At 31.2% G+C, this 20,369-nt stretch carries 17 protein-coding genes and 1 riboswitch; of the genes, 8 read left to right on the forward strand and 9 right to left on the reverse strand.

Going from position 1 to position 20,369, the window contains the following annotated elements:
- Positions 1 to 17 precede the first annotated feature (17 nt).
- The 3 genes from thrA to GBO31_RS02440 all read right to left on the reverse strand — a co-directional run bounded on the left by thrA (position 18) and on the right by GBO31_RS02440 (position 4,780).
- Positions 18 to 2,429, reverse strand: a complete 2,412-nt coding sequence (thrA, locus tag GBO31_RS02430) for a bifunctional aspartate kinase/homoserine dehydrogenase I (protein ID WP_219006721.1) — start codon at positions 2,427 to 2,429, stop codon at positions 18 to 20.
- 13 nt (positions 2,430 to 2,442) lie between these two features.
- Positions 2,443 to 3,405, reverse strand: coding sequence for an alpha/beta fold hydrolase (locus GBO31_RS02435; protein ID WP_219006722.1), 963 nt, complete (start codon positions 3,403 to 3,405; stop codon positions 2,443 to 2,445).
- Positions 3,406 to 3,490: 85 nt separating this feature from the next.
- Positions 3,491 to 4,780: an O-acetylhomoserine aminocarboxypropyltransferase/cysteine synthase family protein gene (locus tag GBO31_RS02440; protein ID WP_219006723.1), complete on the reverse strand. Its 1,290-nt coding sequence runs from the start codon at positions 4,778 to 4,780 to the stop codon at positions 3,491 to 3,493.
- 122 nt (positions 4,781 to 4,902) lie between these two features.
- Positions 4,903 to 5,009, reverse strand: a riboswitch (SAM riboswitch).
- Positions 5,010 to 5,370: 361 nt separating this feature from the next.
- Between GBO31_RS02440 and metK the strand changes: the two genes are divergently transcribed.
- The 8 genes from metK (at position 5,371) to GBO31_RS02480 (ending at position 13,805) form a co-directional block, all read left to right on the forward strand.
- Positions 5,371 to 6,627: a methionine adenosyltransferase gene (metK, locus tag GBO31_RS02445; RefSeq protein ID WP_219006724.1), complete on the forward strand. Its 1,257-nt coding sequence runs from the start codon at positions 5,371 to 5,373 to the stop codon at positions 6,625 to 6,627.
- 188 nt (positions 6,628 to 6,815) lie between these two features.
- A complete protein-coding gene (locus GBO31_RS02450) occupies positions 6,816 to 7,187 on the forward strand; it encodes a hypothetical protein (protein WP_219006725.1) in 372 nt (123 codons plus the stop codon).
- Between the two features lie 195 nt (positions 7,188 to 7,382).
- Positions 7,383 to 7,697, forward strand: coding sequence for a hypothetical protein (locus GBO31_RS02455; RefSeq protein ID WP_219006726.1), 315 nt, complete (start codon positions 7,383 to 7,385; stop codon positions 7,695 to 7,697).
- Positions 7,698 to 7,941: 244 nt separating this feature from the next.
- The gene (locus tag GBO31_RS02460; RefSeq protein WP_219006727.1) at positions 7,942 to 8,385 is read left to right on the forward strand and encodes a hypothetical protein; all 444 of its coding nucleotides are present in this window, start codon (positions 7,942 to 7,944) and stop codon (positions 8,383 to 8,385) included.
- Positions 8,367 to 9,398 (forward strand): hypothetical protein, encoded by a 1,032-nt coding sequence (locus GBO31_RS02465; RefSeq protein ID WP_219006728.1) that lies wholly within the window; start codon positions 8,367 to 8,369, stop codon positions 9,396 to 9,398. The genes GBO31_RS02460 and GBO31_RS02465 overlap by 19 nt, the downstream gene beginning before the upstream one ends.
- A 36-nt stretch (positions 9,399 to 9,434) precedes the next feature.
- Positions 9,435 to 10,367, forward strand: a complete 933-nt coding sequence (locus tag GBO31_RS02470; RefSeq protein ID WP_219006729.1) for a hypothetical protein — start codon at positions 9,435 to 9,437, stop codon at positions 10,365 to 10,367.
- Positions 10,368 to 10,464: 97 nt separating this feature from the next.
- Positions 10,465 to 13,377: a patatin-like phospholipase family protein gene (locus GBO31_RS02475; protein WP_219006730.1), complete on the forward strand. Its 2,913-nt coding sequence runs from the start codon at positions 10,465 to 10,467 to the stop codon at positions 13,375 to 13,377.
- 83 nt (positions 13,378 to 13,460) lie between these two features.
- The gene (locus tag GBO31_RS02480; protein ID WP_219006731.1) at positions 13,461 to 13,805 is read left to right on the forward strand and encodes a hypothetical protein; all 345 of its coding nucleotides are present in this window, start codon (positions 13,461 to 13,463) and stop codon (positions 13,803 to 13,805) included.
- A gap of 1 nt (position 13,806) precedes the next feature.
- On the opposite strand, the gene GBO31_RS02485 is transcribed toward GBO31_RS02480, so the two are convergent.
- The 6 genes from GBO31_RS02485 to GBO31_RS02510 all read right to left on the reverse strand — a co-directional run bounded on the left by GBO31_RS02485 (position 13,807) and on the right by GBO31_RS02510 (position 20,222).
- A complete protein-coding gene (locus tag GBO31_RS02485; RefSeq protein ID WP_219006732.1) occupies positions 13,807 to 14,322 on the reverse strand; it encodes a DUF302 domain-containing protein in 516 nt (171 codons plus the stop codon).
- 12 nt (positions 14,323 to 14,334) lie between these two features.
- Positions 14,335 to 14,871, reverse strand: coding sequence for a hypothetical protein (locus tag GBO31_RS02490; RefSeq protein ID WP_219006733.1), 537 nt, complete (start codon positions 14,869 to 14,871; stop codon positions 14,335 to 14,337).
- Positions 14,872 to 15,311: 440 nt separating this feature from the next.
- Positions 15,312 to 16,784, reverse strand: a complete 1,473-nt coding sequence (locus GBO31_RS02495) for a serine hydrolase domain-containing protein (RefSeq protein ID WP_219006734.1) — start codon at positions 16,782 to 16,784, stop codon at positions 15,312 to 15,314.
- A gap of 61 nt (positions 16,785 to 16,845) precedes the next feature.
- Positions 16,846 to 17,589, reverse strand: coding sequence for a helix-turn-helix domain-containing protein (locus GBO31_RS02500; protein WP_219006735.1), 744 nt, complete (start codon positions 17,587 to 17,589; stop codon positions 16,846 to 16,848).
- Between the two features lie 363 nt (positions 17,590 to 17,952).
- The gene (locus GBO31_RS02505; RefSeq protein WP_219006736.1) at positions 17,953 to 18,855 is read right to left on the reverse strand and encodes a hypothetical protein; all 903 of its coding nucleotides are present in this window, start codon (positions 18,853 to 18,855) and stop codon (positions 17,953 to 17,955) included.
- Entirely contained in the window at positions 18,855 to 20,222 is a 1,368-nt protein-coding gene (locus GBO31_RS02510) for a DUF3696 domain-containing protein (protein WP_219006737.1), read from the reverse strand. Before GBO31_RS02510 ends, GBO31_RS02505 begins: the two co-directional genes overlap by 1 nt.
- Positions 20,223 to 20,369 lie beyond the last annotated feature (147 nt).

Here is a 20,369-nt window from a genome sequence, read left to right on the forward strand (position 1 = left end):
TTCTTTGTTTGCTAAGGTTATCCTTTTTCTGTTAATCTCAAAATATCACCAAAAACTCCTCTTGCAGTTACAGCTGCTCCAGCTCCTGCTCCTTGAATTACGATAGGCTGATCTCCATAAGATTCTGTATAAATTTCGAATATAGAGTCGGAACCTTTGACTTGTCCTAACGCACTACTTTCTGGCACCGATACTAACTTAACATCCAAGACCCCTTTCTCTTTAAATAAATCTCCATGCAAATCTCCTATATATCTTAACACATGGTTGGGTTGTTGTTGTTCTTTTATCTTTTGATATATTGAGTTTAATTCTTCTAAATTTTCCAAAAACTCATGAACATCTCCATCTCTCAAACTTTCAGGAATCAAATTATCAATATTAATATCTATAAACTCATTACTTAGATCTAGTTCTCTTGCCAGAATCAATAGTTTTCTTCCTACATCATTTCCACATAAATCTTCTCTAGGATCTGGTTCTGTAAAGCCTTTATACATAGCTTCTTTTAGTACCTCACTAAACAATCTATCTTCGGCAGAAAAGGTATTGAATAAGTAACTTAACGATCCTGAAAAAACCCCTTTAATTCTTGTAATATTTTCTCCGGATAAATGCAACAGCTTTATGGTATCAATCAAAKGCAAACCAGCACCAACATTAGTTTCGTATAAATATTGTTTCTGATATTGTTCCAATTTGACACGAAGTTCTTTATAAAAATCAAAGCTTAACGTATTTGCAATTTTATTAGAAGAGACAATATCAAAACCATTTTCTATCAAAGTAACGTAGTTATCAGTAAACTCTTTGCTTGCAGTATTATCAATAGCGATTAAATTTTCTAGATGATGGTCATTAGCAAAAGCAATAATATCTTGAACATCATAAGCAACTCCTTCCTCTATATGAGATTTCCAATTAGTATCAGCTCCATTTTTATCCAAAAATACCTTTCTGGAATTTGCAACTGCAAAAATATTAAGATCGATTTTCTTTCTTTTTCTGATCTTTTCTGTCGATTCTAAAATTTGATTTATTAGTGTTCCTCCCACTAATCCATGACCAAATATGGCAATATTGATTTTTTTGGTTACCCCAAATATTTCTCCATGGATAACATTTAAAGCTTTGTAAAGTTGATTTTTAAACACAACTAGACTCACATTATTTCCAGAAACGGTATTATTAAAAAGCAAGGGGATTACCTGATTTTTAATCAAAGCGTTATAAGGCCTATGAAAAGTACTTAAATCCTGACCTATAATTGATATCACTGAAACTTCATCCTCTACTGTAATTGTATTTACATCTTTGGTATGAAAATCTATTTCAAACTCTTGTTCTAATACTTTTTTGGCCTCTTTTGCTTTTTCTGAAGCTACTACTAATCCTATTCCTCTTTCCGAAGAACCTTGAGAAATAATGCTTACACTTATATTTTTATAAGCAAGCGCCTTAAATATTCTAGCATCTACTCCAACTTTTCCAAGAAGACCTCTTCCTTCTAAATTAATTAAAGACACATCTTCTAAAACAGACAAAGATTTAATCCCATTTTTACTGGATTCCGAAGTAATCAAAGTTCCATGATCATTATGATCAAAAGTATTTAAAATACGTAATGGAATATTTTTTTCTAGTAATGGAATGATCGTTTTTGCATGCAAAATATTAGCTCCAAAATAAGCTAATTCATTTGCTTCGGTAAAAGACAATTTTTCAATTTTTCTAGCATCTGAAACAAAATCTGGGTTTGCTGTGTAAATACCGTTCACATGCGTGAAATTCTGTAGTTCATCTGCATCTAAATAATTAGCTAAAAGTGCTGCTGTATAATTACTTCCATTTCTACCCAAAGTAGTGGTTTCATTCTTAGTATTAGAGGCAATAAACCCAGTAACTATGTTTACAGTATTTCCATTAAACTGCTTAAAATGATTGATAACATTTTCTTTAGATAACTGTTCTAAAGGTTGGGCTTCTCCAAAAGTAGCATCCGTTTTAATAAGTGTTCTACTATCAGTGAAATTAGCATTCACTCCTCTTTCTTGAAGCAAATGCGTTAGTAGTTTAGCAGAAATCACTTCCCCCTGTGATAATACCTGGTCTTTGATTCTTTTGCTATAATCTCCTAATAGTGAAACTCCTTCAAACAGTTTATCCAAAGTTTTAAACTCAGCATCTACATTAAAATCAATATACTCTGATAATTGATATTTTTTAAATGCTGAAAGTTGCTCTTGATAACTTTCGTTATTCGCAGCTTTCTCTAATATGGATTCCAATTCATCCGTGGATTTACCTCTCGCTGAAAGTACAACAGCTAAGGATTCTCCATTTCTTACTTTATCTTCAATAATGTCAACCACTGTATGGATTCCTTTTCCATTTGCCAGAGATTTTCCACCAAATTTTAGAATTTTCATTTTCTAATTAATTTTAAAACACATCTGATAATAAATTACTCAACTGCTCAAATTCTATTAAAAACGCATCATGACCATGAACAGAATCTATTGTATGATGTGAAATATTCTTTTTTATCTTTTTCAACTCTTCAAAAGTTACTTCATCTTCTCTTGCTGTAAAAAATCCATCCGAATTCACACTTATGATATGAATATCAGATTCAATCACTGAAACGACATCTTTAAAACTACCTCTATTCGTAGTAATATCAATATTAGCAAGGATATAATTCAATTGTTTATACGCAGAAAGTGTAAACCTTTCTTTTAATTTTTCTCCATGATGCAACAACCAACTCTCCACGTTATACATGTTTCTATCATCATTAAAACTTCTATCAAATTTTTGTTTAAAAGATTCTGGTGATCTATAAATCAGCATAGCATGCAATCTAGCATCATAAACAGGATTTTTTGAGTTTTCTAAAATTTGCTCTTGCACTAAACAATTTGCTTTTAACCAATCCGTCGATTTCCAATCTGTAGCAACAGGAATTAAATGTCTGATCAATTTTGGTTCCAATGCTGCCAATTCCCAAGCTATTCCTCCTCCAACAGATCCACCAATCACTGCATACAAATTATCGATGTCCAATTGCCGTAATCCTTTAGCAAAAATTCTAGCAATATCCCTTGCATTAAAAATCTTGTATTCCTTAATTAAATTATCTTCTTCTCCATCATAACCATTACCAGGAATATTGAATGCTATTACCGTATACTTATCGATATCAATACACTTTCCAGATCCAATAAGTCCATTCCACCAACCGTTAATACCACAAACATTAGAATTCCCTGTTAAGGCGTGATTTACCAAAACTATAGGTGCACTATGTAATGATTTTCCAAACACTTCATAGAATAAAGGAAATTGATTTACTTTTTCCCCATTAGTAGTCTTAAAATGTGATATCTGAACTTTTTGGAGCATAGAATTATATTACTTCATGAGTATTGTTAATCCTCTTATTCTTATAGAACAGATAAGGATTAGCAACTTACTTGATATATCGTTATTACTTTACTGTTTCAGTTACCTTTGCAAATGAATTCTTCAAATCCGTTTTTAAATCTTCTACATTTTCCAGTCCAACAGATAATCTAATTAGGTCTTGAGTAACTCCTGTAGACTCCTGTTGTTCTGGAGTTAATTGTTGATGTGTGGTGCTTGCCGGATGAATAATTAGCGATTTAGAATCTCCAATATTTGCTAATAGTGAGAATATTTCAGTTTCGTTTGCTACCGTTTTGGCAGAATCAAAACCTCCTTTTACTCCAAAAGTAATAATACCACTTTGTCCTTTAGGAAGATACTCTTTAGCAAGTCCATGATAAGTATCATTTTCTAATCCAGGATACTTTACCCAAGTCACTTCATCTTGTTCTTCTAACCACTTTGCTAAGGCTAAAGCATTTTCACTATGTTTTTTAATTCTAATTTCCAGTGTTTCTAATCCTTGCAAAATTTGAAAAGCATTAAAAGGACTTAAAGCAGCACCATGATCTCGTAAACCTTCAATTCTAATTTTTGCTATAAATGCAGCAGCTCCCAAAGCTTCATGATATACTAATCCATGATATCCTGCAGAAGGTTCTGTAAACTCAGGGAATTTACCACTTGACCAATCAAAAGTTCCAGCATCGATCACTACTCCACCAAGCGAAGTTCCATTTCCACTAATATATTTTGTCAAAGAATGAATTACAATATTTGCCCCATGTTCAATTGGGTTTAATAAAGCTGGTGTAGCTACTGTATTATCTACAATTAAAGGAACTTTATAAGCCTTTGCTTCTTTTGAGATAGCTTTAAGATCTAAAACATCCAGTTTAGGATTACCTAATGACTCTACAAAGAATACTCTTGTATTTTCTTGAACGGCATTTTTAAAATTTTCAGCGTCCGAAGGATCTACAAAGGTAGTTGTAATACCAAATCTTGGTAAGGTTACATTTAACAAATTATAGGTTCCTCCATACAAACTACTTGAGGCTACTATATGATCCCCCGATTTTAGAAGGGTTAGTAAAGTAGTATTGATGGCTGCAGTTCCGGAAGCAGTTACAACGGCTGCAATTCCTCCTTCTAAAGCTGCTAAGCGTTGTTCTAAAATATCATTCGTAGGATTATTTAACCTTGTATAAATAAAACCAGGCTCTGATAGATTAAACAAATTAGCAGCATGATCTGCATCATTAAAAACGTAAGATGTTGTTTGGTAAATAGGAACGGCTCTTGTCCCTCCATTAGCGGTAACATCATGTCCTGCGTGTAAAGCTTCTGTTGCAAATTTTTGTGCACTCATAATTTTCTATTTTTAAATTTTAAATAATTCATAAAATTCAAATACATCAGACACATCGAAAGTGTGCTGCATAGAAAATTAAAAAGAAAGGAAACAACAATTACTTGAATGGTAATTGTATTGAGTTATCTTTTTCGTCATATGACGAATAGAATTTAGCACCTTCTTTATGACTAAAGGGTTGCTAAGGTTTCATAGGGTCTATTCCCTCCACCTTTCTTAATAACTTACTAACATGTATAAGAAACTTCGAAACAAAGCTAGTAATTATTTTTAAACTAAAAACAATTTGCTTTAAAAATTATTTTTAGTTCAAAAAATCAACTTAAAAAAGTTTTTTATTATAAATAAATTAATGATACGTTAAATACTTTCCTATGTTATCATTTTTTTTACCTTTGCCGCATTAATAAAATAAGGGATAAATTTGACTGATTGCAACCCTAAAGAGCTGACATTGTTTTATTATAGAATCAATATCGGTAAATAAATGCTAAAGCAGTTCGATATACTACCATTTACCATCGAAAGCTTCTTTTAACTGCAATCCTTCTTATTTATTATAGTTTATTCTATAAAAACAACGAATAATGGCATATTTATTTACTTCAGAAAGTGTATCTGAAGGACATCCGGATAAAGTAGCAGACCAGATTAGTGATGCTTTATTAGATAATTTTTTGGCTTTTGACAAAGACTCTAAGGTAGCTTGTGAAACGTTAGTAACTACTGGACAAGTTGTTCTTGCAGGTGAAGTTAAATCAAAAACCTATCTTGATGTACAGCAAATAGCGAGAGAAGTAATTAATGAAATTGGATATACAAAAGGAGCCTATCAATTTAGTGGTGATTCTTGTGGAGTTATTTCTTTAATACACGAACAATCACAAGATATTAACCAAGGTGTTGATAGAGAAACTAAAGAAGAACAAGGAGCTGGTGATCAAGGAATGATGTTTGGTTATGCTACTAAAGAAACCGAAAATTACATGCCTCTGGCTTTAGATATTTCTCATAAGATCTTAATAGAACTTGCTAAGTTAAGAAGAGAAGGTACAGAAATCCCATATTTAAGACCAGATTCTAAAAGTCAAGTTACCATAGAATATAGTGATGATAACGTACCACAAAGAATTGTAGCTATCGTAGTATCTACTCAACACGATGATTTTGACATTGATGATGATGTTATGCTAGCTAAGATCAAAAATGATATTGTATCAATCCTAATTCCTAGAGTTATTGCTCAACTCCCTAAATATGTACAAGATTTATTTAATGATCAGATAACATATCACATCAACCCTACTGGAAAATTTGTGATTGGCGGACCACATGGAGATACTGGTTTAACAGGTCGTAAAATTATTGTAGACACTTACGGTGGAAAAGGAGCTCACGGTGGTGGTGCATTTTCTGGAAAAGATCCAAGTAAAGTGGATCGTTCTGCAGCATACGCTTCAAGACACATTGCTAAAAATCTTGTTGCTGCAGGTGTAGCAAGTGAAGTTTTGGTTCAGGTATCCTATGCTATTGGTGTAGTGGAGCCAACATCTATCTTTGTTGACACATACGGAACAAGCACTTTAGGTATTACCGATGGAGAAATTGCTGAAAAAGTGGCTAATATTTTCGATATGAGACCTGCAGCAATTGAAGAACGTCTTAAATTACGTAATCCGATTTATAAAGAAACTGCAGCCTATGGGCATATGGGTAAAGAATCTAAATTAGTTACTAAAGTTTTTGAAAGTCCTTATTCCGGAAAAGTAGAAAAAGAAGTTGAACTATTTACTTGGGAAAAACTCGATTATGTGGATCAGGTGAAAAAAGCTTTCAAAATATAACTAATACCATAAATTTCACGTAACTTTATAGCCTCCAATGCTTTATAGCTTTCGACTCAGGTTTATTGACTTTTAACGGTCTGTTTCGGATACTATAAGAAGACCTACGAATACTAAATCATCAAAAAATAGGTTATCAAATAGCTATATATTTAAATTTGATAATCAATTTTTCAAAAAGTATTAAAATGAAAATAAAAATTGCTATTACTTTTATAATGCTTTGTGTTTTTGGTTTTTCTTTTGGACAGGATTACAAAAACAATACAAAATCTATTAAAGAGGTTGATATTAAAATTGAAGAAGGATCGTATAACGAAGATGATTCTGTTTCTGCAGATAGATTAATTATCAAAACTTCTGAAGAATCTAAATCAGCTTCGTCTTATGTTTCATCTACACCTTATTCGGATGAAGAATGGGCTGATATTAAAAAACAAATTTCATCAACAAAAAAAAGAACAAAAGACCTAAAAGAAATCTTTGTTTCTAAAGTAGTTGATACAGTTTTTGTTCTGATTCCATCAGCAAATACTGAATCACAACTATCAGGTTGGTAAAAAATCAATGAATTACAATAAAAAAAGGGTGTCAATACGTTGACATCCTTTTTTATTTATACACATATATAAAAGGGTTCTTTTTTATGTTAGGGGATAAATCCTGATCAAAAAGGGACATTTTCCCTCTAGTTTTGAATCATAATATAAATTAATTTAGCAACTGTAAATCAAGCAATTAAAAACCCAACTATTATGAAACTGAGAATATTATTAATGATCGTTTTGATCTGGTCTGGTCAAAATCTTATTGGACAAGGAACTACTATAGAGAACACTACTATTATTACTGAATATTCGGACAACTCTGAACACAAAAAAAATAAAAAAGCAAAAAAGAAAGAGTTGAAGAATGCTAATAGAGAATGGAGAAAAATAAAAAAGGAAATCAGAAGAAACAAAAGAAGAATAGCTAATAGCAAAGATGGTATTCATAGTTATAAAACTATAGATACAGTATTTGTAGAAATAAAGACATCAGAAGTTAACTCTCAGATTACCGACTGGTAGAAATAGTCATTAGTTTGACTTCTAACTGAACTTTACTATAAAAATTGGCATTGCACCAAAAAAAGGTATTTACCTACGACCGATATCAAGGTTTTAATGTATTTTTAAAGTAATATTTACAAAGGTAGCTTTATTCAATAGTTATACTAGAAATTAAGTTCTGAACCAAAGAACTATATAGCATTTCAACCTTTGTAAATTTTGATAAATTAAAAAATATCAACAACTTAAAACCTAACCCATCATGTCGAAATCAAATTATTGTTTAATTGATCCAGCTGGTGGTTCTCTAAAAGTTAGAGTCACCGCTAATAATGGAATCAGGTCCGGATCGATATTTGTCCTGTGGGAACTTCAAAACGGGAAATGGGAAAAGAAAGAAAAATTTAATGTCATTACTGGAGATGACGGTGTAGATGAATTTATACTCTTAGAAAAACCGGAGGAAATAGAAAATGATTCTCTCGCATGGTCCATCAATGCTTGTTCATCTATTACTAATGTATTACGAGGAGAATTTAGCATTACGGTTATGCAAGATGGAAAAAACCGATGGACAAAGCAATCTTCTCGCCTTGTTCCTAAATGTTCGGATGGAAAACAACTCAAGTTTGGAAATCATGTTATTTTCAAACATCTTATTACTGATAACTTTTCAACATCTGACTTATGGAAAGATACAGAATAAGTTATTCGATACTCGTAAGTTTTTTTGTACTTATTGGATATTCTCAGGATACTGAATCACCTGGTGACAATCAAGATGCTTACGCCTTTAAATTGGATTATAACGTTCCAGAAAGTCCTGCCTTTGCTGTATTAGATGCTAATCCTACTACAATCATGAGAGCAAGTACTCCTCAAGAAATAATTACACAATTAGCCAGTAATTTTCTTAGTGGGAACGAGGTAAGTCCTGGATTGGCATTTGATTTTAATCCTTATTTCACTTTCGGTGGAAGATTAAAAAGTGTAAAAGAATATAGAAATAGTTATGGAAAAAGATTTCTTGCCAATCTACAATTATCTATTGCTACTATTAACTCTATGGATTTTCCAGATGATTTATTATTTTCTGGAGGAATACGAGCTACTCTCTTTGACAGTAAGGATTTAATATTCGATCAACAATTAGGACAAGATATTGATAATGCTTTGCTTTCAAATACTGATCCAGGCCCTATGAATTCTGATGATCAGGGTACTGTTGTAGATAATCCAGCACTAAAACAGGCGTATCTCAATGCCAAGACACGATACATGGAAAAAGCAGGAGGCTCATTAGCTTTAGGTTATGCTATAGCTGGTAGAGCAAGAGATAATTCTTTTAAAACCGATAGTATCGTAACCTATCGACATCAGGCATGGCTTGTGGGACAATATGATCTTGGAAAAAGTGGTATGAGTATGAACGCAATGATTATGTATCGATATGACCAAACACCACAAACTATGAATAATGATGGTTTTATAAGTGGTATTGCGTTAAGAAAATATGGCCAAAAATTAATTCTTTCTGCAGAAATATATCACGATAGTATGACAGAAAGTATTGACTTTGGTGGGTATGCAGAAGCCTATCTAATCCCAAGCATTACCCTTTTTATGTCTCTAAAAAAAGAAACAAACGCAATAACCGGTGATGAAGATGTCATCTTAAAACCAGGAATTAAATGGAATTTTAGTCAGGCAAAGAAGTAATGTACACTAACACATAATGAATCATATTTATTACTCATGAAACCAACTGTAACAATTATATATAATGCTGTTTTAGCCATCACCTCTGTACTTCTTTTATACAGTTATTTCTATGTTTTAGTGTATGACAAAGACTTTTTTACCGAAGAAGCGAAACAAAATTTAATCAAAGAAAGTTCCAAAAAAGTAAATGAAAGCAATCAAGATTCTTCAGCTATTGATAAATCCCTCATATCGAATGCTGAGATAGCATCAGATTCTACGAAAGTGGATAGCTCAATTGCTTCAACCATTATAGCTATTGCACCTAAAAACCCTTCTATTACTCCAGGAATTCAAGATAGTAACCTAAAGCAAAAAGAATTTGAAGAAATAGAGAAAGATGTAGAACATGTAAATTTTCTAGATATGTTAGTAGTTATGTTTTTAGCTGGCATGCTAGGAGGAGTACTAGCAAATCTTAGAGGAATTTTCGAATTTTACAGAGAAGAAAAAAGCTTTCCTGAGAATTTATTCATCCCTTATTTGATTAGACCATTAACAGCTGCAATATCTGGGCTATTAATATTTTTTATATCTCACTTAATTATTTCTTCTACTGCAAATCCAACTTACGACAATGAATATATATCGTTTAGAGGAATGGTATCTTTTATGAGTTTGGCTATTATTTCTGGTTTTGCATCACAAGAATTTACAGAAAGATTAAAAGCTGCTGCCGGAACATTATTTGGTATCTCGCCTGCAGAGGCTTCCAGAAGACCTGAAGATCCAGTTATTCCAGAAACATCAAATCCAACTACTCCAAATCCCGAAGTACCAAATCCTACTGATGATTCAGATAATAGTACTTCTTCTAGCGAAGAAACTCCTGAAGTAACAATGCCTTCGGCAAATATACCTACTACCCCAACAGCTCCTCAAGCACAGCAAAAAATGGGCAAATCCAGATATATGAATCGAGATTAGCTAAACCTTTTTTGTTACGTATTCCCCTAATAAGACCTTCTTTACCAAATAGGTAATGAAGTGAAAACGTTTGTATAACAATTAACAAATAGAAATCATGGGAAAAACACTTCGTGTCTGTTTGGCAATGGGAGGAGGAGTTTCGTTAGGCTCTTTTTCTGGAGCGGCATTAACAGAAGCTCTAAAATTGCTAGTGCTTTATGGAAAAGATAATGATAACAAAGAATATGAACAGGTAATTGTTGATGGAATGAGTGGAGCTAGTGCAGGTGCCATTGCTTTAACTATCATGCTCAAATGCCTTATTGATTATCATGCGATGATTCCATTAGTTAATAATCAACTTACAGAACAAGATTTGCTGGATGAAATCATTAAGGATTATTTTTCTAATGATCCTTCTAAAGCTGAAAAACATAAAAATAAATTTGAAACTTTAAAAGCACTTCAATTAGCCCAAAAAATACAGTACAAATTATGGGTTGAAGAGGTTGATTCAGTAAAACTGTACAACAATAAAAATCGTTCTAAAAAAGGTATAGAACCTAATGAATCTTTTTCTTTACTGGATAGAAAATTACTAGAAGATCTTACAAAAAGTTACCTAATGGCTTCAGAAGGAGTAAACATTTCTCGAAGACAATTATTAGATCCTAAACGAGTTATTTTTGCCTGTTCACTAACCAATCTACTACCTATAGAAATTGATTTTTCTAAAAATAACACCAATGGTGATTTAGATAAAGATCGATTGCAGCAAAACTTTTTAAAATCAGTAGGGTCAGAAAATCATTCTGAACTTAGAGTTATCGATTTTGTATTTGACGAAACAGCAACGGAAACCGATGGTAAGAAAACCGATTCCCGTTGGCTAAAATTTTGCAGTAACCCAAAACCAAACCAGCCCACTCACTTCGATATGAAAAACCGTAGTGCGTGGGCTACTATTTCTGCCTCTGCTCTTGGATGTGGAGCATTTCCTATTGCCTTCGAACCTGTAATCTTAAAAAGATATAAAGCAGAATTTGGGAATACAATAAAAAATAGTGATTGGCCGTCATCTTTTAGAAAAATTCAACAGGAGATTACAGATCATCAAAAAAAGAGTAACAAAACTTTCAAAAAAAACAGCTATTTCGCGGAAGAAAGTGATAATACTTTAGATTATGAATCCTTTAATTTTCCATATATCGATGGTGGTACTTTTAATAACGAGCCGATAAGAGAAGCTTTTAAAATAGGTACTTTTCAAGATTTTGGTCGTGCAACAGATAATGAGGAACGGTTAATATTATTCGTGGATCCTATTGTACGAAAAGAACAATATCATTCTTTTAAAATATCAGCGTTTTCACCAGTTACAAAATCTGGAAACGAAGTTTCTTTTAAAAAAGAATTAGGGAAACTTTTGGGAAATGTTTCAAGTATACTAGGAGTACTCACCAATCAAGGAAGTATTAAAGAAGAACATAAAATAATTGACATTCAAGAAAATTTTGAGCTTCGAAAGACTATTTTCAATTATTTAGATGCCAATACAGACATGAGCCACAATCTAACTGTAGACATCATTGCAACAGCTTTTAATAAGATTACTAAAAATCTTAAAAGTGGAATTATATCTTTAGGGACTCGTGATCCTATGGTATATTTTCTTGCAGAAATTGAGAAAAACTGTAAACATACAAATGGAAATCACCAAGCTTGCATAAATTTAAAGTTAGATGATTTAAAGGCACTCAAAAATTTAATTGATGATACCATCAAAAAATCCGAATCTCTTGATATTTCTACTGTATATAAAAACTTAAAACTTACTGAAAAAGAAGATCAAAATGCATTTGCGCAAACTGTTTTTAAAGTTATTGCCGACTTCGCACTAAATACAGATGGTAAAAATGAGAATGCTTATCGAGCCGCTATTCTTCCTATAAATAAAACACTAAATACTATTGAATTACCAGGAAGTGAAATAGAAGCTTTTGGAGGTTTTGCTTCTCCAAAAGCAAGAAAGTACGCCTTCGAATTTGCTCGTTTAAGCACTTTACTATCTTTAAAAGAAAGTAAAGGAGGGTTTAGACCAAATAGTCCTTTTATAGCTAATGATGGTTTTACAAATTTTGAAGAACAATTAATCGGCAATATTGAAAAGATTGATTTTTTTAACAAAAAAGGTGAATATGCTAAAGAATTGGAAAACAATCTTTTTAACCCTTCTGTTACCCGCATAAAAGAAGTTTTATTAAGCAATAAATACTTGAAATTTATATTACTAAAAGTACCATTTGTAGCAACTTCATTATTGGGTACCATTGCGATGCCATTTATATCTATTGGGTTATTTGCTTCGTCAATTTTCAAAAAATCACCTTGGCGAGGATCTAATATTTTAAAAAAACTGATTCGAAAAGGAGTAGATCAGATAAACTTCATGCCTCTGGAACCTGTTACTATTTCTATTCTAAGTGACACTCAACTTAATAAGAAGCTTCTTATTCGTTGTGAAGATGATACCATAAAAAAGAGAAAAGCTGTAGAACATATTGTCGAAACATCAGGAAACAAGAAGAGATATCAATACTATTTTCAAGTATCACTTTTAGAATATATAAAACAAAAAGATTCCGTAAGCGGAAGTGCTACCTCGCAAAACGCAGATTTCTTAAAAATAGATTCATTAGAAATAGATAGACTCGGTTTATCGCTTGCCGATAACGTGCAAATGCCTAATGATATTGATGGTAATTTATATCCGAAACGTAAGCGTATAGCTATTGAAAATAAGTATACAGATATCATAACTGAAATGCGAATTGATAGATTCAATCTTCCATTGGTCAATCCTTCTATTAATGATGACACTACGTATTTACATTATTCCTTAAAAAATATTAATTACCATGTAAATCCGTTACTAGAAATTGACTTACAAAAATTATCTACCGGAAAGGAAGGTTGGTACTTTAAAGAGCAAACAGAATCTTTGGATAAAAAATTGCTTAGAGAATAGTATAGTAATGAAAAATGATATTGTAAATTTAAAAAGCTACATCGCGGTGTAGTTTTTGATAATTTCTACTAAAACATATCATTATGAAAACCGATACTTATACAAAAACAATTCTTACAATTATTGCCATTGCGTTATGCATCATTGTTATTAAAGATCTCACTATTATCCCGAAGGCATATGCCAATGAATCGCCCCTAACCTCAAACTATGGATTAGTACCAATCAATGAAGATGGAACTATTACTGTAAAATTAGATACATCAGATGAAATTGATGTAAACATTAAAGGAGTGAGCACCTACGACCAATTGAGAGTTGATATCAATAAAATAAGCACCAGCGAAGAATTAAATATCAACATAGATGAAGTGGGAGGAAGCTATGTTTCCAGTGGAGGTCCTATCAAAGTAAAGCTTCAGAACTAGCTTATAGTCCAGCTGCTGCAGATGTTATTTTATCAAGAGCGCCACTGATTTTGGTAAACACTTCATCTTTACCTTGTATTCCATGGCGTTGTTGAAGATACTTTGGATCGTTATAAGATATCTGAACGATTCCTGCATCGTCTTGAGTAACTAATATTTTTTGCGGAAGATCTAATCCAGTAGATTGTACACTTTGCATCAATGGTGTTCCTAATTTAGGGTTTCCAAACATGATAATTTTAGTAGGATTTAAGGTTAAACCTACAGATGCGGCATTTGCCTGGTGATCTAGTTGCGCTATAATTTTGAGATTTGGATTATTTTCGATGATTTCTACCAATTTTGTATACGTATCATCGAAACTCTGTGTACTTTTCTTTGTAATTAAACCTTGTTTTGTGGTAATTTCCATACGTTCTTCTACTATTTTTTCGGTAGTATTAGACGTATCTTTTGTTGTTTGATTACATGAAAAAAACATTAAAACACATACTATATAAAAAATTGATCTTGTCATTGGGCTTTAGTTTTAATACAACGGTTTATTATCAGAATGATTATAGTCGCAATCAGCGACATTAACATACCAAGTCATTTTCACATCATCAATAAATTCATCGCTCTTGTCTACATCATTATAGTCTTGATATACCTGTGTCATTTCTCCAGTAGTTCCTAATACTGAATGCCAATAATGTGTTTTCACGAGATTAATTTTAGGACGTTCTCTAGAAGGTGCTTGTCCCATTATTCTGTCTAATTGTGCGAATACATGACCTTCACTAATGGTGAGAAACTCTGCTTCTGCGGTATGTTCAACCTTAAAAATTCTTCTCAAGCGGTCTCTTTTATATTCGTTATGTATCCCCCAACCTACTCGAATTACACAACCTTGACGAACTGCTTTTTTAAGATTTTCTATATCCCCAAACAAAGGTTTACCTTGATCATCATTGATATATATGACCTCCCATCCCTTAGGTTTTGTAGCTTCTTCCTTTTGATTCCCTTTATTACAAGAGCTACATATTACTATTAAAAATAGTATTACGATATGTCTAAGCATTCAATTACTTTTTACTCTAAAGATACTAGAAAACCAAAACATTTTCTAATTTCATTTGAGATTAACATATCATTACAGTCAATAAAACAGGGAATAATTTAATTTAAAAAATCTAACAATAGCATTCCATTATGGCGAATATTCCAATGCTATTAGTAGAAATTATCATATACACTCCAACCTTTAGTTTCCTTGTTCTTTGTAGTTGATAAAAGCAAGAAATAGTATGAATAAACTTATTTTTTCATTTTATTCTTACTATAAATCACGTATGTTTAATCCACATTATCAATATAATTTACCATAAAACATCCTTCTTCAATAGTTTTTCCTGCAGCGTTCGAAAGCCTCTCGCTTGAACTCGATTATCACCATATTAAAGGTTGTATCTAGATATCGTTACACAATAATTGATAATGTTATTCGTATAAAAGATCAATCTACTTATCAATTTTAGCATAGCTATACTTATCATCATACATAGCTCCTAAAACGGTATCTCCATCTGTTTTGAACTCAATTTTATTCCCATCTATACCATCGATGAACACATTTTTCGAAATGGGTACTAATGGAAATTCATATACATCCTCATCATCAGATTCCTGATAATACAATTGATTATTCTTTACCACTAGTTTTATCATAGAGTCGTCATCATCTGCTTTATAATCTCCTAAGTAATTTTTATAATCGTCTAGATCGATATCAATTTTAGTAATCACCTTAGGTTTCCAAAGAGGATACTCATATGCATTCGCAACTGAACGTAACATTTCCCAAAACAGATCATCAACTCCATCCGAATTTACCAGCATAACAAATCCGTTTCCTAACTTAGGATCCATTGCCATAAAACTATAAAAACCAGGAACTCTTCCTGAATGTGAGAAAAGAAATAAACTATCCTTTTTTATCAAGTCAAATCCTAAACCATAATCATTTTCTGAAAATATCTGTTTCGCTAATTCTGGGCTTAAAAAATCATCTTCTCCATTAACTATTTTTGCTACTTTTATTGAAAACTTAGCCAAATCCTGAGAGGTAGAAAACAAACCTCCACCACATTTTTGAGCGATATTTCTATATAAACCTTTATGAACTTTCTCGTCTTTATAGGCATAACAAAATGCTGTGTTGTTTTCATCAGGATATACCGTTTCGAAGGTACTATTGTTCATCTCAAAAGGCTCTAAAACTAATTCTTTAGCAACATCTTGAAATAATTTTCCGGTTGCATCCTCTATGACCTTTTGTATCAAATTGTATCCTTGATTAGAATACTTAAATGTTTCTCCTGGTTTTGATGTAAAAGTGATGGGTTGCAAAGCTGATTTGCCATCTAAAACTTCATTAAGCGTATATATTTTATCTCCTTTGATAAACCCATGATCTTCTAGTTTTACTCGCTGTTGCTTTTTTAAACCAGATCTATGTGTTAACAATGTTCTAAGGGTTACAGGAGTTTTTTTGATGTATTTGCTTTTAGGTAATTTCCATGTTTTTAAATAGGTTTTAATATCCGTATCTAAATCAAGTACACCGTTATCCTGAAGTTTAAGAATAACCATAGCAGTAATAGATTTACTGATAGAACCAACTCTAAAAACAGAGTTTTCTATAACTGACTTTGCATTCTCTTTTTGACAAAACCCATATCCTTTTGTAGCTTCTATTTTAAAGTCTTTTATAGTAGTTAATGAAAAACCAACCGCTCCATAATGTTTCATTCTATCTTTTAATTGATGATAAACCGGATCGTTTTCTATTTGGACTGTTGGGATTAATCCGCTTTCGATTTTAGACAAGTAGGTCTCTTCGTTTTGACTATTGCAGGGAAAGTAAACAAGCAACAAGACAACGATGAAATAGATGATTTTACAATTTGATTTGATTGATGATGAAGTATTCATGATTTTGATTTTTTGTAAAACTACACTAGAAAGAATATTTATGATTGGAGAATTGAGACACCTATTTTAATTTCCAGAAATATTTTGCAGATTTAGGGTTGTTGGCAATTTGCTTGAATAACTTTTTTGGAGATTCTCCAGAAAGTGATTTAAAATGATTGATAAAATCTGATTGATCATAGTACGCTATATCACCAATAATACCTGATGTATTTTCGCTTTTGTTAGAAAAATTTTCTATCGCCAATCGAAACCTAACGATGTTTTTGAAATCCTCGAAAGAGCAATACAGATATTTTTTAAATTGCCTTAATATTGTTCTTCTACTTAAGTCAACCTCCTTTTCCAGCTCTTGCATTCTAATGTTTCCCTTTGAATTTTGTATTAATTCAATTGCTGTTGCCAATGTATCTAATTCAGCATTCTGATACACATTTTCAAAAAACAATTCTAGAGCTATCAATCTTTCTTCCATGTTTTGGATAAGACTTACTCTCTTTAGATCCGGTATATTGTTTATTTCAAAAAGTCCTATTTCGATAGCTTGTAAAATTCTAGTATCTATAAAATTATGAATTGCTAAAGGCAAAAATTGTATTCCAATAATATCGTATTCATTTTTTACGATAGCGGTTCTAAACTTTGTTTTAGTAGCTGTTAAAATAACATCAATTTTGTTTTCTTTATAACAAACATTAAATGAATGATCACTAATACGAACAGTAGCATTACAGAAAATATTTATGGTTTCAATAAAATGAGGATAATAGACAAACTCAGTCTTTTTATTCTCACGAGATTTCATAAAGTAAAAAGACTTAATATACTTTTTTAATAACTCTGATGTAGGTTTGAATTCGTTGATTACCATTCGCTCACATTCGGAAATGTAATTTATAAAAAAGGAATCATCTTAGGAATAATTATGAGTAAAAGGTTTTACTTATTATTTATATTCATCGTCAAAAAGTATAAGAAATTCACCTATTATATAGCTTAGTGATTATTCTTTGAAGGAATGATTTTTTAGGTTTTATATTTTCAAAGAAGTTTGGGTACGATTAATATATATATATAAGCTTTAACAATCACCAAAAAACACAAAAATCGTACTATTTATTAATTACTATTACGTTATGTATCACCTACCGGTAAAACCTGATTTATATTATATAGCTCTGTAGTTTTTAATTATTCTTAATTTTTCTGAATATGCTTCAATACAGTAATGGAAAGTTAGGTGCCAATTTTCATTACCAAGAACTATCTGAGGGAAATCATGATTCATATTCAATACAAGATTATTATAAAAAACAGCTCTTGGATGTAAATAACTTTTATTTCCACTAACAATATAGCTTGCGTTATTTCCAAAATAAGTCGAAATTGACAATTTCTCTGCCTGTAGAGTTGGTGAATTTTTTTTATCTATGCCCTGATACTCTGAACTACAATAAGTTATTCTTTTTCCTTTTACCCTCTCGAATAAACTCCCAAAATTTAAATAATCACTTTGAATATAGATTCTTTTTGATTTTGGGTTTTTTAAATTTAACAAATTATGGATAAATTCTTGAATCTCCTGATTAGAGCGAAAATCTCTATAATCAACACTAAGCTGGTGTGATGAATCACTTTCTAAAATAGAAAAATATATCCAATGTGAATTAGGCTTTTCAATTTTACTTAAAATTAAAGAGCAYTTTTCTGCAGGACTATTTAGATAGTTAACTTCATTATTTATCAATAAAAATTGGAGATTCGAACTGTTAGAAAAGCAAAGCTCTAGATCATTAAAATTTTTAATAGAACCGTAGTTTTCATGAAATAGTCTATCTTGATAGTTTAATTGAACTAAAAGGTTATTAAAAATATCAATAAAATCAGCTGTATCGTCTTCTGCTTCTAACAACTCGGATTCATAATAATCATTCCACTCATAGTTATATGCAAATAAATTTTGAGAATTATTTAGAATTCTCAAAATCATTTTATAACCTGTACTAGGAATTAATTTTCCCTTATTCTTAAAAAATTCTATCCAAATATCAGGATGGGCTAAAACAACCATTAAAAGAGTTCTTTAACCAGATTCACAGAAGAGTCATAAAAGCCTGATGGGAATTTCGGTATTAGCTTTCCATAATCATTTATCTGATGTTTTGTTATCTCCGATATACTTTTTGTTTTTTTAAAATAATAAATATTTACTGCCTCTGGATTCAATTTATACTCTTTGTTTTTGACTAAAACCTGTAACTTCCTAATTAAATCCGAACTATGTGTTTCTATCAAATAAGTATTTTTATCTCCTATTTTAACTAGTGTTTCGATAAATTTAGATTGAAGAAGCGGATGGATATGAACTTCTGGTTGTTCAATTATGATTATTTCACCTCCAGAGATATTCGCAACCAAAGCTTGAAAAATAATAGGAATCTGTAACGAACTCCCATAGCCAACATCTTTGATGTTTGACCAAATACCTCCCTTATTGACTTTTACTTTAAGTTCTTTTGGTCCAAAAGAACTGTTTGTTACTTTTACTTCGTGCAAAATTCCATAGAACCTCAATGCTTTATTTAAATCGGAGAGAAGAGTTTCTCGAACAATTGTTTCTAAAGATTCATCCGACAAAATATTAACAACATCACTTATATCTTTTACTTTATATAACACCCCTTGTCTTTCATTCTCATCATATGACCTTTCAGGAGTTGATGAAATTGGATTAACATAAGACATCATTTTTAATAAATCTTCCGCATAGTTTTGAGAAATTAACATAAATGCCATGTGATAAAAGATTGACATATTCATTCCTTCAATTTTCTCTATCTTAGATTTGACATCTATACCATTGGTAAGAGAAAAGAAACCACGTTGTTCATAGTTAACATCTTCCAATATAAATTCTTTATCAGAATGCTTCGAATAAAATTTTATATCACATTGCTCCCCTTCAATTATATTTTCTTTTTTACTATTATTTCTATTTAACTCTACAGAACCAAAATATTTATTTTCGATTCTGATTAAAACATCATTCGAGCTCAAAACATTTTTATCAAAAGTGAATGTCAATTTAATCTTAGCATCTTCTCCTTTTAAAGAAAGTGTTTCTTTACAAATTTGATTAAACTCTTCCTTGTCTGATAAATGCTTATTAAAGAACTCTATATATTCCTTACCAAACAGAAAATCGAACGAAATGCATAAATCATTATTATGACCATAAACAAAATCATCGAACTTGCCAAGTTCATAAGTAAATTTGAAACTTGATGAAGTAAATTTGGCACTTCTTTTCAAAAATAGGAGAAACTTAATTAGACTACTTTTACCAGAACTATTTTCTCCAATTAAGATGTTTACTCTTGAAAAATCAAAATACTGATTAGAGAATGACCTGTAATTATTAATTTTTATTCCAAACATTTTGTAAATATATGAAAGGACAAAGAAGTATATTTATTTTTTTAATACCAATAAATAATTATTGATTTAGAAATTTATAATCATGGAGATAATTTTTATTGTTAATTGCAAATATAAATAAATTATAAAGTAAAGTAAACTTGTTGT

The organism is Aquimarina litoralis (assembly GCF_019295435.1).
Classification (GTDB): domain Bacteria; phylum Bacteroidota; class Bacteroidia; order Flavobacteriales; family Flavobacteriaceae; genus Aquimarina; species Aquimarina litoralis_A.

Coding starts and splice junctions, on each gene's coding strand:
- GBO31_RS02435 (WP_219006722.1), bottom strand. CDS start 3,405: ATGCTCCAAAAAGTTCAGATATCACATTTTAAGACTACTAATGGGGAA.
- GBO31_RS02440 (WP_219006723.1), bottom strand. CDS start 4,780: ATGAGTGCACAAAAATTTGCAACAGAAGCTTTACACGCAGGACATGAT.
- metK (WP_219006724.1), top strand. CDS start 5,371: ATGGCATATTTATTTACTTCAGAAAGTGTATCTGAAGGACATCCGGAT.
- GBO31_RS02450 (WP_219006725.1), top strand. CDS start 6,816: ATGAAAATAAAAATTGCTATTACTTTTATAATGCTTTGTGTTTTTGGT.
- GBO31_RS02455 (WP_219006726.1), top strand. CDS start 7,383: ATGAAACTGAGAATATTATTAATGATCGTTTTGATCTGGTCTGGTCAA.
- GBO31_RS02460 (WP_219006727.1), top strand. CDS start 7,942: ATGTCGAAATCAAATTATTGTTTAATTGATCCAGCTGGTGGTTCTCTA.
- GBO31_RS02465 (WP_219006728.1), top strand. CDS start 8,367: ATGGAAAGATACAGAATAAGTTATTCGATACTCGTAAGTTTTTTTGTA.
- GBO31_RS02470 (WP_219006729.1), top strand. CDS start 9,435: ATGAAACCAACTGTAACAATTATATATAATGCTGTTTTAGCCATCACC.
- GBO31_RS02475 (WP_219006730.1), top strand. CDS start 10,465: ATGGGAAAAACACTTCGTGTCTGTTTGGCAATGGGAGGAGGAGTTTCG.
- GBO31_RS02480 (WP_219006731.1), top strand. CDS start 13,461: ATGAAAACCGATACTTATACAAAAACAATTCTTACAATTATTGCCATT.
- GBO31_RS02485 (WP_219006732.1), bottom strand. CDS start 14,322: ATGACAAGATCAATTTTTTATATAGTATGTGTTTTAATGTTTTTTTCA.
- GBO31_RS02490 (WP_219006733.1), bottom strand. CDS start 14,871: ATGCTTAGACATATCGTAATACTATTTTTAATAGTAATATGTAGCTCT.
- GBO31_RS02495 (WP_219006734.1), bottom strand. CDS start 16,784: ATGAATACTTCATCATCAATCAAATCAAATTGTAAAATCATCTATTTC.
- GBO31_RS02500 (WP_219006735.1), bottom strand. CDS start 17,589: ATGAAATCTCGTGAGAATAAAAAGACTGAGTTTGTCTATTATCCTCAT.
- GBO31_RS02510 (WP_219006737.1), bottom strand. CDS start 20,222: ATGTTTGGAATAAAAATTAATAATTACAGGTCATTCTCTAATCAGTAT.